Source organism: Pseudomonas sp. MWU12-2345, assembly GCF_023242385.1.
GTDB lineage: Bacteria > Pseudomonadota > Gammaproteobacteria > Pseudomonadales > Pseudomonadaceae > Aquipseudomonas > Aquipseudomonas gingeri_D.
Window position 1 is genome coordinate 228262 of record NZ_JALLJA010000009.1, and the last position, 13733, is coordinate 241994.

A 13733-nucleotide genomic window follows, 5' to 3' on the forward strand; every position below is an offset into this window, starting at 1 on the left:
TAGCGTGGGTGAAGCACGGGGACGATGGGCGCGCGTGGCTTACGCGGCCCTATCGTTCCCGGGGTCTGCTATTGCTGGGGGGCCTTCAACCGCGGCGTGTCAGCCCCGTTAGTGTATCGGCAATTGTCTTGGTCCGCCGAGAGGTCCCTTCGGTCATCTGGCCGGAGTCTTCCAGGGCGTCGAGCAAGCTGCGCAGGGTGCCCACGGCCGTGGACTGGTCTTCGATCTGCACCGCGACTTTCTGGATCTCGGACGACAGTCGATCGATATCCACGCCGATCTCCCCGGCATTCTTGCGGGTGATCTCCGCCAGTTTGCGCACTTCATCGGCCACCACGGCAAAGCCTCGGCCCATTTCGCCGGCCCGGGCCGCTTCGATGGCGGCGTTGAGGGCGAGCAGGTTGGTCTGGCCGGCGATCTGCTGGATCACCTGCACGATCGATTGGATACGCAGGCTCGATTGCGCCAGCTCACGGGCGCCGCCGACCACTTCGTCGGCCTGGGTGGACAGGCCGTCGAAGGTCGAGCGCGCTTCGGCGGCGACGTCGTGTTGCCGGTCGATGGTGGTGGCCAGGTCGTCCATCGACAGGTGCAGCTCCTGGGAATAGTGCTGCAACTGGCCCGCGATCTGTTCCTGATGGCGGTTGGCCTGGTCGAGCACGGTGCCCAGGTCGGTCAGGCCGTGGAACACCGGTTGCAGGTTTTCGTCGAGGCCGCTCACGTCGAGGGTGCTGACGAAGTTGTTGTTCTTGAAGGCTTCTATCTGCTTGACCAGCACATGGTTGAGGCCCACCAGTTTCTTGATCTGACGGCGCAGGAAGAAGGCCTTGAATTCGCCGTAGTGGATCGGGAAGCGGTCGACGTAGTCATCCTCGAAACTGGCCCCCTTGGCGACGCGGAAGAAAAAGATCGCGGTCAGGGTCTGGTTGAGGTTGAGCCCCAGGATTTCGCCGAAGGTGGAAAAGCCGATCAACGGTACGTCGCCGAACAGGCCGGTCATGGCGTCCAGTTCCGAGCCGTTGTTCAGCCGGCGCAGGATGCAGTCGTTGAGGATGCCGGCAATCGGCTGGCCGCCCTTGCCCTGCAGGAAGCGTTGGTAGTCGGTACGGGTGGCGTCGCGGATCGAGGTGCGTTTGACCATGAGTAGCTCTTCGCCCGGCGCCACGTCGCAGAACAGGTGCACCAGGCCTTGCGCCGGGTCGATGCGGGCGATGGAGCGGACAAACAGTTCCTGGCCCACGCGGATAGCGAAGGAGTAGTCGCCCAGGTGCTGCTCCAGTGTCTGCGGCGTGCATTTGAACGCATCAGCCAGGGCCTGGACCATGGTCTTGATATTGCCTTGGGCGTCGATGACCTGGTGAATGGTGCGATCTTCCAGGGACGCGGTCAGGACGCTGAAGGTCAGCGTCGAGGGTTGGAAATTCTGGCTTTTGAATACGCCAAAACGGATACCGGGCGAGCACTTGAGAAAGACGATCTGGGCGTGGTTCTCGTAACTGCGGTTGCCGTCATGGATCAGGGTTTTCTTGAAATCGCCCTTGCCGCCCGCCGAGCCACCGACGAACAGGCAGGGGAAACGGCCGGATTCGTAAAGGGCTTCCATAAAGAAGGATTCGGACGCCGACAGGCCATCGAAGAGGATGTAGGCCAAGGTGTCACGCTGGTCAATCTGGGTGCGGACTTGCGCCGCCTTGAGGTTGTGTACCAGGCGGGAGATGCGCTCGCGCATGCTGATGCGTTTGCTATCGCCGCGGATGTCGGCGCACTCCAGGGACACCATGGCGATTTCCGCGCTGGCGATCACGCTGCGATCGAACAACTGCAGCACGATCCGGTCCCAGCGTTCGCCGGTAGGGCAGTAGAGCTGGCTGGCCGTGCCGCAGAGTTCGCCGGAGGTGGTGCACAGGCTGATGATGCAGCTCGGGAAACGCTGGCGGACCGTGCGGGCGATCTGGTCAAGGTCCAGGTGCGGGGACACGAAGCCGGAGATGAATACCGGCTCCAGGCGAACTGCCTGCAGCTTGGCCTGTAGTTCACTGGCGGTACTGAGCACGCTGAGGGTGCCCGACGACGAGGAGTGGGTCCGGTTGAGCAAATGAGAGAGATTCATCAAGGACTACCTCAGGGTAAACCGCGGATTGTTATTGTGGATAACAGCGGTCCTTTGCCGTAGGGGCGCTTGCAGGGCTTGGCGATGCTGATTTGAGCGTTGTCCCGGCGCAACCCGTGCTGTTCAGCGTGATATCAATGTGATTTCGAGTTTTGATTTTGATCAATGAAACCGGTCAGGCTGACTTCGCCGACGGTTGTTGGTTGCACGACAATGCGCATCTGCCAGAGCAGAGAGGGGCAGGTCGCTTGCAACGAATCATGTAGTCTATGGGGCTGAACGCTCCCAACATGCGTAGGCTAAATCAAGAGTACCTGACCATGGTCCGAGATCTCCTGGTTCTGATCGAACTGGCTCCCGAAAGTCTTGTTCGCCTGGAAGCCGCCGGCTTCAAAACCCATGTGGCGTTGTCGGCTGAAGTGAAGGCCGGCACGCTCAAGGCGCTCGGCCCTCAGATTCAAGCCGTTCTGACAAACGGGTCTACGGGACTCTCGGCCGACGAAATGGCCTCCCTGCCTCAACTCAAGATCATCTGCGCCCAGGGCGCGGGCTACGAAAAGGTCGATCTGGTTGCGGCTCGTGCACGCGACATCGTCGTGACACACGGCCCCGGCACCAATGACGCCTCGGTCGCTGACCATGCGATCGCCTTGTTGATGGCCATTGTCAGAGGCATTCCGCAAGCCGATGCCGCCGTTCGTCACGGCCAATGGGCCCACTCCAGACAGCCACGTCCCATGCTCTCGAAAAAGAAACTGGGGATCCTGGGGTTGGGTAATATCGGGCAGCAGATTGCCCGGCGTGGCGTCGGCGGATTCGAGATGTCGGTGGGGTATCACAGCCGTCATCCACGACACGACTCGCCCTTCACCTATTTTGATACGCCGGTGGCCTTGGCAAGCTGGGCCGATTTCCTGATCGTGGCCACGCCCGGTGGTGCGGGGACATTTCATCTGGTCGACACCACGGTACTGAAAGCCCTTGGCCCCGACGGCTATCTGGTCAATATCGCCCGAGGCAGCGTGGTGGATACCGTTGCACTTATCTCGGCACTGACAAACAGGGAAATTGCCGGGGCGGCACTGGATGTCGTGGAAGGCGAGCCTGAGGTGCCGGCGGCATTTGCCAACCTGAATAACTTGATCCTGACGCCGCATATAGCGGGGCGCTCACCGGAAGCGGTCACCGCCACGCTGCAGCTGGTCATTGAAAACCTGACGGCGTATTTCTCAGGAAGCCCTGTCCTGACACCGGTGCCCTGATACTGGCCGCTGTGCCAATGTTTGCGCTTCTTCCATTTTTTATTCGTAATTAATATTCAGGGCGCTGTACGCCACAATAGCTACATCCCCGGTGGTGTCAGAGGTTTGATTGTAATTCCCGGCTTTGAAATACAAATTTACGCCGTCCCATCCTGACTTCGGAAAGATGAACGTCTTGCTTGATGTTTGACCCGCCGCTGTCACCTTAACCCGCAAGGTCATTTCATTGTCAGAGCCTTTGGCTTCTATCGTGTAATCTATTTTGTCGTTAAGGCTGATGCCGGATAACAAGGTTGATCGGCTCTCTTTGTCGCCATAGTGCGTTTTTGTTCCCGCAATAATGGCGCCGTCCTTCCAGCGGAGCTTGAGCAGCTCCGATCCACCTGGTTTATCCCCATGAATCTGCGCGAAGATAATGGACTTGGTGTGTGGGTTCTGCACGATATAGGCTTCACCGGATTGGCTGGCATTCAGTGGGCCGCCGATGGTGAATTCTCTCTTGGCTCTCAGCTCAACGCGGGGGTAGTCGCTGTGGGCGGTGGCTTTGAGTCCTGAGGGTGTGCTGAAAATGATGGCGCCCTCAGGCACGCCTTTGTGGCAATTGTTTGATGTGTAGCAGTTTGTGTAGAAATATGAATTCTGCAAGTTGTCGGTTATCGATATTTCTTCTGGCAGGTTGGCGTCATTGAAATCCTGGAGAAGGTACGAGCTGGTCAGCGTTGGAAAGTTATGGCCTGGTGCTTTGCTGGCATCGAGTGAAAAGGCGTAGGTGCAACTGAGTGTCATGGTGATAGCGGCTGTGAAGTTGATAATGGATTTGGTGCTGATCAGTTTGTATGGGCTCGCCATCATCTTCTGTTACTCCAAGTGTTGATTTGGATTGGATCACTTTAAAAGAGCAGGGCTTTAGAGCGCTACGATAGCGTGTCGGGTCCCGGCCACCCAATGAAATATGAGTCATCAGCGTTTCTGGTCCGCAGGCTATTCGTTTATGATCACGCTAACTTTTACGTTTTCCAGAGGATTGGCCATGGCGGAACTCTTGGCGGTGATCTCCATTACCCTGTTGGCTGTCATCAGCCCTGGCCCCGATTTCGCCATGGTGACGCGTAACAGCCTGATGTTGTCCCGTCGAGCGGGCGTGCTCACGGCCCTGGGCATTGGGCTGGGCGTGCTGGTCCACGTCAGCTATACGCTGATTGGTTTGGGGCTGCTGATCCAGCAGTCGCTGTGGTTGTTCAACACCATCAAGCTGGCAGGGGCTGCGTACCTGATCTGGCTGGGGGTGAAGATGCTACGAACCCAGCCCAGCGGAACGCTGGCCGAGAGCGCTGTCGCACCACTGTCGGACTTTGCCGCGCTGCGCACGGGTTTCCTGACCAATGTCCTGAACCCGAAGACGACGATCTTTATCATCAGCCTGTTCATGCAGGTGGTACGTCCCGATACGCCGCTGGCCGTGCAGATCGGCTACGGGGCTTTTATCTCGGGTGCGCATATGGCCTGGTTCAGTGTGGTGGCCTTGTGCTTTTCGGCGAGCGCCGTGCGTGAACGGTTGATGGCGGTGCGTCACTGGATCGACCGCGCGTTCGGCGGGTTGCTGGTGGGTTTTGGTGTTTTGCTGGCTGTTGCCAGAGGGGTGCGCTGACGGTGCATGGGTTGCAAGATGCATTCAAGATCGTAAAGGAACTGTCTTGATTGAAATCAATGCTCAAAATGCGTTCATTGATGAACGGTAGGATGTTCCATGGCTAGCATGACGATTCGTGATGTTGATGAACAGCTAAAAGCGCGCTTGCGAGTGCAGGCGGCGCTACATGGTCGCTCCATGGAGGAGGAGGCGCGCGATATCCTGCGTTCGGCATTGTCAGTAGTGTCCGGGTGCTCCGGCTCGCTAGTCGATGCCATTCGTGCACGGATCGAACCTTTAGGTGGTGTGGATTTGGACATCGTGCCACGCGAGGTAATGCGTGAACCTCCGAATTTCGATGCGTAATCATTCTGGAGACCAATGTCCTGTCCGAAATAATGCGACCTGATAAAGAAACTCCAAATCCATGAGCACTCGTGGACTCCAGGCGTCATTTACCCTCCCCTAGGCACAGACCTTGGCAATCTGCTCGCGCAGCCAGGTATTGGCAGTGTTTTGCTCGGCTTTCCTGTCCCACAACATGTCGATGGTGAAACTGGGCAAACCCGCCGGCGGCTTGCAAAACGCGAACTTGGTTTCGTCACAGATCCGCTTCTGGAGACGGCGAGGCAACATCAGAACGAGATCGGTTCCACTGAGCATTTCAAGTGCCGCCACATAGCTGTTGGCGCGGGCGACTATCTGCCGGGTATAGCCCTGTTTGCCGAGCCAGCCGTCCACCATGTTGGTGTCTGAGGTCCAGGGCGTCGGAAAGATATGCTGGCGCGCGACAAAGGTGTCCAGGTTGAACCTGTTCTCTGGCGGCGTGAAATGCTTGTCGACCACGCACACCAGATCGTCGTCCAGCAGGATCTTTGATTTGAAGGGCTTGGCGTCACGATGAAAGTTCGGACCGGCACAAATCACCAGGTCAATACGACCGTCGACCAATTGTTCGACCGGAACATCCTTGTGGAACTTGTGGGTGTTCACAATGATCGGCAGGTTGCTCTTGATAAAGCTTTTCAGCAGGTCGGGGAGGATCAGGAGTTCGAAGTACTCCGGTGCGCAAATATTAAAAGTGATCTCTTTTTCAGTCGGGTCAAATACGTTGACTCCGGAATGACACAGGTTGATGTTTTTTATAATGTTGACCACGTGGCTGTACATGCGGGTGGCCTTGCTGGTCGGCCACATGGCATTACGGGTGTGGATGAATAACTCGTCCTCGAAGCTGGTCCGCAGCTTTTTCAGGCAGTAGCTGACCGTGGACTGGCTGACGCAAAGGGTTTCGGAAACCTCGGTGACGCTGCTCTGCTCATAAACCGCGACGAATACCATCAGGTCCTGCATGTCCAGCTTTCTGAGCAAATTGCTATTGAGCATAAAATCCGTCTCGGTCAGGTTCCATAGGCGTTACTTTTGCTCATGTTTGTAGACAAGCAGCCGATTGACATATTAGGGGATGGAATTTGCTTTTTAAATAGCCTGTGGGCGACCCCTTCACTATAAAGGCCTGGCCCTCGCGTTATCCTTGCCAAGAAGAAAATCGCCATGATTCATGATTGTATCTCCCTCTTTGTGGTCGTCAGCGACGCCTCGGTCCTTCAGGCCCACGCGGGATGAACATGAATATTGCCAACTGGCGGGACGCCGCCGGCCAGCATTGCCCGGGGCTACCGGCCTTGTTCGAAGGGCAACGGCAAGTCGCCAACTATGGCGCCTTTGCCGCCCTGGTCCGCTACCGCGCTGACGGCGCGCCCCTGTACCTGTCGGATCGGGTGGATCCGACAGCGCTGCGCCCGTGGTTGAAGGCAGGGGCAAATGACCCCTTCGTTCCCTGAAGGACGTTTCCATGGAACCCCATTTCCAATGGCAGGCTGATCAGCCAGGAAAGGACCGCGACGACTAGTGGATGTGCTGTGCGTAGTGCTTCGGATTGAAGCGCAGGACCATCACGATCATCACGGCCATCACCGCCGTCAGTGACCACCAGGCCCACTCGAAGCTGCCCAACTGGTCACGAATCACCCCGGCAATCAGCGGCGAGAGCCCGGCGATCAGATAACCGATGCCTTGCACGAAGGCGGTCAGGCCGCCGGCACGACGCGGGTTGTCCAGGTGGTCGAGGGAAACGATCAGGCTCATCGGGAACAACCCGCCGATACCCAGGCCCAGCAGGCATGGCCAGAGCAGGGTGAAGCGTTCCGGGCTGAGGATCAGGCCGCAGAAGCCGGCGATGATCAACGCCAGCAAGACCGCCAGCACCAGGCGTCGGTCCTGGCTGCGGTTGGCGATTGCCGGGGTGACCAGGCCGGACACCACTTCCATGGCGGTCAGCAGGCCCAGCAGCAAGCCGGCGCTTTGTTCGCTCCAGCCTTTTTCCACGTAGTAGGGCGCCAGCCAGGCCAGCACGCAGGTGTAGGACGCCGTGCCCAGGCCGAAGAAGATCGCCAGCAGCCAGGCCCTCGAATTGCTGAAGAATGACTCCTGTTGGTGGCTCGTCGAGGCCTGCGGCAAGTGCGGAACCGCCGAGCGCTGGGCGAACCAGACCACCAGGCCGACCAGCGCCAGCAGCGCCCAGATGGCGAGGCTGATCCGCCAGCTTCCAGTCTGTGCCAGGACGAACGGCGAGAACGACGCCGCGAGCGCCGCGCCGCCCATGATCGAGGTCACATAGATCCCCATGAACAGCGAGACGTTGTGGCTGAAGCGCGACTTGATCAGCGCCGGCATCACCGCTTGGATCAGGGCGATCCCGAGACCCGCGAGTACCGCACTGAGGATCAGCTCGACGGTGCTGTCCAGGTAGAGTCGCGAAGCCGTCGCCAGGCCGATGACCAGCAAGGACAGGACGATGGTGCGGTGTTCGCCGAAGCGCTGGGCGATGCGCATGCCGAGGAACATGGCCAGTCCCATTGCCATGACCGGCAGCATGGTCAGTAACGACGCGGCGCTGAAACTCAAGGGGATATCCCCGCGAATCGCCGACAGCAAGGGCCCGACCGCGGCCATCGACGGCCGCAGATTGAGGGCGACCAACACCACACTGACCATCAACCCTGCGGCGTGGGTGCTTGAAGCTCGTATATGTTCCATTCGGGAGCCTTGGTTAACAAAGCTCTAATTAGGCCGTCGCGGATGGGCAGGCGCAATTTAATAAGTAGGCTGGGATATCGAGAAATTAGGATTCAGCCGCTTTCAGGACCGAAAGGTGCCCGAGTGCCGCCAGATGCAGTTGACGGTACGCCGCCACCAATTGATCGAGGCTGAACGCACGATTACGCCCACTGGGATTGGGCAGCACCCAGACCGCCGCATGGCCGAAGGTCTGTGGCTGAAGTCCCCAGGCGATGTCTCGTTGGCCGGACAAGCCGCAGTACGCCGCCTTGCCGAGAAAGGCCACGAAGCGCGGGGCGTAGCGGGCGATCTTGTGCTCAAAGTCCCTGGCGATGGCGGTGAATTCAGCGGGAGACAGCTGATCCGCGCGCGCCGTGGGCCGTTCAACCACGGCGGTCAATCCACACCCATGCTGCAGGATTGTCCGGTCGTTTTCCGGGCGGATTTCCTCAGGGGTAAAGCCGGCCAGATGCAGCGTGCGCCAGAAACGATTGCTTCTGCCGGCAAAGTGATGCCCCTGGGCGGCGGCCAGTAGTCCCGGATTGATACCGCAGAAAATCACCGCAAGGCCTTCATCAAGAATGTCTTCGAGTCTTTCAGCCACCCCACACCTCGCAAGCCCGGCGGGTGCCGAGCACCTCGTTCAAGCTCATCCGCAGATCACCTTGACCGCATTGCGTGCCAGCTCCGTCAATTCGGCGCGGGGTTTGCCCGCTCGAGCCCGTATCGAAAGGCTGTGCAGCAGGGAGGAGGCGAGTACGGCAAGGGCGGCCGGGTCGGCATCGCTTTTCAATTCGCCAGCGGCGACGGCCAGGCGCAGGCGTGCTTCGAGATCGGCGTCGAGCTGGCTCAGGCGATCCGCAAGCAGGTCGCGTATTTCACGGTCTTCGGCAGCCTCGGTGGTGGCCGTGCCGATTACAAAGCAGCCCCGCGGCTGGCCGTCACCCGAGAAATAGATCGACAACTGCCCCTCGTAGAAACCCAGCAACGCCTCGCGCAAGGTCAGCGTGCTGTCCGTCAGGGCCTCGTGCACGGCGGCGCAGGCCTGCGCCCAATACTGCTCGAACGCCTTGATATAGAGGGCGTGTTTGTCGCCGAACGCCGCATAGAGACTGGGACGGTTCATTCCGGCCGCCGTGGCGATGCTGTCCAGCGACGCGCCGGCATACCCGGTGCTCCAGAAAACCCCAAGCGCCTGCTGCAGCGCGGTCTGCGGGTCATACGCACGAGGCCGGCCGCGGCCTTTGGCTTCGGTGATTTTATTTTGTGCCATGTTGTATAAAAATCCTTGAGTGAAGGCTTGCGTGGGGATATTCTTACACCATCGCACAAAATTAAGGAACCAGAAGTTCCTGAATCTCGGATTTGTTGTGGCGGAGCTCGAACCGGGTGGTGCTGCGATGAAACAGGTGCGCTGGGGCAACCCTCCAGACCGCGCATGGACTGCTTTCTCACAGCAATTCCGATTTCCCGGTTAAAGGTGCATTCGATCATGACCCAACAGTTCGACATCCCCGCTTCGCAGACCTTCGAGCACCCAGGACCGAACCCGGCTGGCACGCTTGTCCGCAAACCAATCAACGAGCGGTTGCGGCCACTGCTGATGGTCGGTGTTCCGGTGCTTTTCGCGGCACTCGGGTATGCCCGCTATCTGGCCGGCGAACCCTATGTCTCGACCGATAACGCCTACGCCCGGGTGGCGAAGGCCTCGGTCAACCCTCGGGTTTCCGGGCAGGTGGTGGACATCGCCGTTGAGGACAACCAGCCCGTACGCAAGGGCCAGGTGCTGTTTCGGATCAATCCGGAGCCGTTCCAGATTGCGGTCAACCGCGCCGAAGCCCAACTGAGCGTGGCGCGGTTGCGTATCCAGGGACTCAAGGCCAGCTATCGCCAGCAACAGGCCGACTTGCAATCGGCCAAGGAGTCGGCCGGCTTCGATCAACGGGAGTTCACCCGCAAGCAGGCGTTGGTGGCGACCGAGTTTGTCTCGCGCTCTGTTTATGAGCGCGCGGACACCGACCTTAAAATGGCGCGGCAGCACGTGGCGTCTATCGAACAACAGATCGCCAGCACGGTGGTTGCGCTGAACGGCAATCCGGATATCGACGTCGACAGCCACCCGGCGATTCGTGAGGCCAAGGCGCAGCTGGATGAGGCGCAGCTCTATCTTTCCTACGCGACGGTGTATGCGCCGGACGATGGCATCGTCGCCAAGGTCGACGATTTGCAGGTGGGCAACTATGTCAGCAATGGGGCGCCAGCTTTTGCCCTGCTGTCTCGGCGGGTTTGGGTCGAGGCCAACTTCCGTGAAACGGAGGTGACCCATATGCATCCGGGCCAGGCCGCGATGATCCGTATTGACACCTATCCGGGGCACGCCTTCAAGGCCCACGTGATCAGCATGAGCCCGGGGGCCGGCGCGGACTTCGCCCTGTTGCCACCGGAAAATGCCACCGGCAACTGGGTCAAGGTGGTCCAGCGGGTTCCGGTTCGACTTGAACTCGATCAAGCCGATCCGGATCTGCCGTTGTTCTCCGGCACCAGCGCCACGGTCAAGGTCGATACCGGCTATCGCTCGTCCTGGTGGAAGCCGATCGCGGCGCTGTTGAGCGCGGGGACTGACCAATGAACGCCAAGCCCGGAGGGGAGGGCGCGCTTACGCTCAGGTTTGCCGCGCTGTTCGTGACCTATATGCAGTCCGCCAGCCTGCCGCTGCCGAACGCGGTGCTCCGGTTTATCCAGGGGGCGATGTCGATGAGTGATGACCAGGCGGGTTGGGTCTTCACTTCGTATCTGGCGGCGAGCGCGATCACCCTGCCGCTGGCGCAGTGGCTTGCCGGGAGATTCGGTTTGAAGCGGGTGTATCAAGCCGCGATAGCCGGCTTTGTCCTGGGTTTGTTGCTCGCGACCCAGGCAACGACGCCGCTGGAGTTCGTCGGTGCACGGATTATCCAGGGCGCCGCGAGTGGCGTGCTGGCACCGCTGTCGATGGCGATTGCCATGGAGACTTTACCGCCCGCACGGCGCGGGACCTTTGGCCCGATATGGACGGCCATTGTGCTGCTGGGCATCGTCAGTGGCCCGAGTCTCGGTGGCTGGCTTGGCGAGCTTTACGGTTGGCGTTCGATCTTCTACATCAGCGTTCCGTTGTCGCTGTTCATCTTCCTCGTGGTGACATTTTTGTTGCCGGAGAAAAAGGCCGAGAAACGTCCGCCCTTTGACTTCTTCGGTTTCGGTAGCTTCACGCTCGGCATGATCGGCCTGCAAATGCTGCTCGACCGTGGGGAGCGCCTGGAGTGGTTCGACTCGCTGGAAATCTGGCTGGAAGCCCTGGCCTGTGCGCTGGGGCTCTACCTGTTCGTGGTGCATGTGCTGACCGCCAAGGTGCATTTCCTCAGCAAGGGCTTGTTCCGGGATCGCAACTTCGTGCTGTCGACCGTGATGTTTTTCGCCCTCGGTTTTGTGCTGCTGTCGACCATGGCGCTGACCTCGCCGATGCTGGATGAACTGCTCGGTTTTCCGCCTGACACCACGGGCTACCTGACGATACCGCGGGGTGTCGGGTTGGTCGGTGCGTTCCTGCTGATGGGCCGTGTTCCCGAACGTTTCGACCGCCGGCCTTTCGTGGCGGGGGGCATCGCCATGGTGATCTATGCCAACTGGCTGATGCTCGGTTATTCACCCTTGATGGACGGCTGGCCGGTGGCGGTTGCCGGTTCGCTCCAGGGCGCCGGTCTCGGGGTATCGATGCCGGCGCTGAGCAAGGTGGCGTTCAGCACCCTGGACCCGAAGCTGCGCCCGGAAGGGACGGGCTTTTTCAATCTGGCCCGTGTCTACGGCAGCACCCTGGGCGTGGCAGTGGTGCAGGCCTGTTTCTTCAACAACACGCAGGCGATGCATCAGGCGCTGGCCAGTCATCTGACCGCGTATCGCATGGCCGCCTCGACGTCCTTGCCGGCGCTGGGCGCGCTCAACGAAATGATCACCGGCCAGGCGGCCTTCATCGCCATCGTCGACCAATTCAAGATTTTGCTGTGGGTGATGCTGCTGGTGAGTCCGCTGGTGGTGTTGCTTCGCAAACCCGTTCCGACCAACTAGTTTTCGTGGAGTCTGGCAAATGAAACCCAATGCATTCGTCCTCAACAGACACCTCTTCCCTACGACGGTCGGTGCGGTGTCGGCGGCTTTTTTCCTGTCCGCCTGTACCGTCGGCCCTGACTACAAGGCACCCTCGGAAAGCGCGTCGCAGCACTATGACCAGCAGGCCGAGCAGGGCCTCGGTCAGAAGGGCCGGATTGACCTGGGCCAGAAGATCAACGGTGACTGGTGGTCGGCCTTTCAATCACCCAAGCTCGACCGGGTTGTCCGTCGGGCAATCGAGGGCAATCTTGAGTTGGTGGCGGTTGACGCGACGCTCCGGCAGGCGGCTTCGTCCGTGGTTGCGGCGCAAGGCGCGCTCTATCCGCGGGTCGATTTTGCCGCCCAGGCCGGTCGCCAGCGGGTCCATACCGCCGCCGACCCATCGGTGGCCAACTTCTACAGCATCGGGCCTCAAGTCAGCTTCGACCTGGATACGTTCGGTGGTAACAAGCGGCGGGTCGAACAACAAGCGGCTTTGGTTGATCTTCAGACGCATCGCTACGAGGCGGCGTATCTGAGCCTGACCGGCAACGTCGCCAGCCAGGCGCTGCTGGTGGCCTCTGCCAACGCGCAAATGGCGGCGGTCGAGAAACTGCTGGCCGATGACACCCGGAATCTTGAGCTGGTGCGCATGGCCCACCTCAATGGCAGCACCACGCAGGTCGATGTTGCGCTGGCCGAGACACGCTTGGCGCAGGATCGCACGCTGTTGCCGTCCCTGGCCCAGCAGCGGGATGCGGCACGTCATGCGCTGTCGATTCTGACCGGGAAGGGGCCGGCCGACTGGATTGCGCCGGACTTCGACCTGGCCGAATTTGCCTTGCCCTCCGGTGTGCCGGTCAGCCTGCCCTCGGAAATGGCCCACGACCGGCCCGATGTCCGGCAAGCCGAGGCTGACTTGCAGATGGCCAGTGCCGCCGTGGGGATCGCGACCGCGAACCTGTATCCGCATGTCGAGCTTTCCGCATCGTTGACGCAGGCCGCTTCCGGCAATGGCGGCGCGGCGCTCTGGGGCTTTGCGGCGGGACTGGCGGGGCCGATCTTCGATGGCGGAACGCTCAAGGCTGAACGCCAGGCAGCCGTCGACGGCTACAAGGCGTCTCTCGCCGGCTACCAGCAGACGGTCATCCAATCCTTCGGCCAGGTCGCTGACACGTTGCAGGCCATCAATCATGACGAGCAGGAAAACCTCGCCCAAGGGGACGCGCTGCGCGCCGCCGAAACCAGTTTGCGCTTGAACCAACAGGCCTATGCGCAAGGCGAGAACAGTGTTCTTCAAGTGCTGGAGGCCGAGCGTGCGTATCAACAGGCGCTGCTGGGACAGATCCGCGTGAAGACCGCGCGGTATCTCGACACGGTGCGCTTGTTCGTGGCGCTGGGCGGTAACTCCGTCGGTGTACTTGGGCAAAAAGTGGCGGGTCGCTGACAGCGGCAAGGCCGAACCCATAGCCGAGCCATGTCTTGGCGGACC

At 60.2% G+C, this 13733-nt stretch carries 13 protein-coding genes; 7 read left to right on the forward strand and 6 right to left on the reverse strand.

Translation table 11 applies throughout. From position 1 onward, the window contains the following. Window positions 1-85 precede the first annotated feature (85 nt). Window positions 86-2110, reverse strand: coding sequence for a methyl-accepting chemotaxis protein (locus M5C71_RS19320; protein WP_177103528.1), 2025 nt, complete (start codon window positions 2108-2110; stop codon window positions 86-88). 320 nt (window positions 2111-2430) lie between these two features. Here M5C71_RS19320 and M5C71_RS19325 point away from each other — a divergent pair, with 320 nt between their 5' ends. Continuing rightward, complete coding sequence (locus tag M5C71_RS19325; protein WP_248768515.1) at window positions 2431-3372, forward strand: 2-hydroxyacid dehydrogenase; 942 nt, start codon at window positions 2431-2433, stop codon at window positions 3370-3372. A gap of 39 nt (window positions 3373-3411) precedes the next feature. Here M5C71_RS19325 and M5C71_RS19330 read toward each other — a convergent pair whose 3' ends face one another. Beyond that, a complete protein-coding gene (locus M5C71_RS19330) occupies window positions 3412-4224 on the reverse strand; it encodes a polysaccharide lyase family 7 protein (protein WP_248744951.1) in 813 nt (270 codons plus the stop codon). 178 nt (window positions 4225-4402) lie between these two features. Between M5C71_RS19330 and M5C71_RS19335 the strand changes: the two genes are divergently transcribed. Both M5C71_RS19335 and M5C71_RS19340 read left to right on the forward strand, forming a co-directional pair. Beyond that, a complete protein-coding gene (locus M5C71_RS19335; protein WP_152737448.1) occupies window positions 4403-5020 on the forward strand; it encodes a LysE family transporter in 618 nt (205 codons plus the stop codon). A 99-nt stretch (window positions 5021-5119) separates the two neighbouring features. Continuing rightward, window positions 5120-5368, forward strand: a complete 249-nt coding sequence (locus M5C71_RS19340; RefSeq protein WP_248768516.1) for a plasmid stabilization protein — start codon at window positions 5120-5122, stop codon at window positions 5366-5368. Window positions 5369-5467: 99 nt separating this feature from the next. Here M5C71_RS19340 and M5C71_RS19345 read toward each other — a convergent pair whose 3' ends face one another. Beyond that, window positions 5468-6388 carry a LysR family transcriptional regulator gene (locus M5C71_RS19345; protein ID WP_248768517.1) on the reverse strand — a complete coding sequence of 307 codons (921 nt, stop codon included), beginning with the start codon at window positions 6386-6388 and terminating at the stop codon, window positions 5468-5470. A gap of 242 nt (window positions 6389-6630) precedes the next feature. On the opposite strand from M5C71_RS19345, the gene M5C71_RS19350 reads away from it, so the two are divergent. Beyond that, window positions 6631-6846 carry a hypothetical protein gene (locus tag M5C71_RS19350; RefSeq protein WP_152737450.1) on the forward strand — a complete coding sequence of 72 codons (216 nt, stop codon included), beginning with the start codon at window positions 6631-6633 and terminating at the stop codon, window positions 6844-6846. Window positions 6847-6910: 64 nt separating this feature from the next. On the opposite strand, the gene M5C71_RS19355 is transcribed toward M5C71_RS19350, so the two are convergent. The 3 genes from M5C71_RS19355 to M5C71_RS19365 form a co-directional block, all read right to left on the reverse strand. After that, on the reverse strand, window positions 6911-8101 hold the full coding sequence (locus M5C71_RS19355; protein ID WP_248744958.1) for a cyanate transporter: 1191 nt from the start codon (window positions 8099-8101) through the stop codon (window positions 6911-6913). A gap of 85 nt (window positions 8102-8186) precedes the next feature. Further along, window positions 8187-8726, reverse strand: coding sequence for a G/U mismatch-specific DNA glycosylase (mug, locus tag M5C71_RS19360; protein ID WP_103494999.1), 540 nt, complete (start codon window positions 8724-8726; stop codon window positions 8187-8189). A gap of 45 nt (window positions 8727-8771) precedes the next feature. Next, window positions 8772-9395, reverse strand: a complete 624-nt coding sequence (locus M5C71_RS19365) for a TetR/AcrR family transcriptional regulator (protein ID WP_248768518.1) — start codon at window positions 9393-9395, stop codon at window positions 8772-8774. A 219-nt stretch (window positions 9396-9614) separates the two neighbouring features. Here M5C71_RS19365 and M5C71_RS19370 point away from each other — a divergent pair, with 219 nt between their 5' ends. Genes M5C71_RS19370 through M5C71_RS19380 form a run of 3 tightly spaced genes read left to right on the forward strand, consistent with a single transcriptional unit; the run spans window position 9615 to window position 13688 of the window. Then, entirely contained in the window at window positions 9615-10751 is a 1137-nt protein-coding gene (locus tag M5C71_RS19370) for an HlyD family secretion protein (protein ID WP_248768519.1), read from the forward strand. Next, window positions 10748-12220, forward strand: coding sequence for a DHA2 family efflux MFS transporter permease subunit (locus M5C71_RS19375; RefSeq protein WP_248768520.1), 1473 nt, complete (start codon window positions 10748-10750; stop codon window positions 12218-12220). The genes M5C71_RS19370 and M5C71_RS19375 overlap by 4 nt, the downstream gene beginning before the upstream one ends. Window positions 12221-12239: 19 nt before the next feature. Next, entirely contained in the window at window positions 12240-13688 is a 1449-nt protein-coding gene (locus M5C71_RS19380; protein ID WP_248768521.1) for an efflux transporter outer membrane subunit, read from the forward strand. The last annotated feature ends 45 nt before the right edge of the window (window positions 13689-13733 follow it).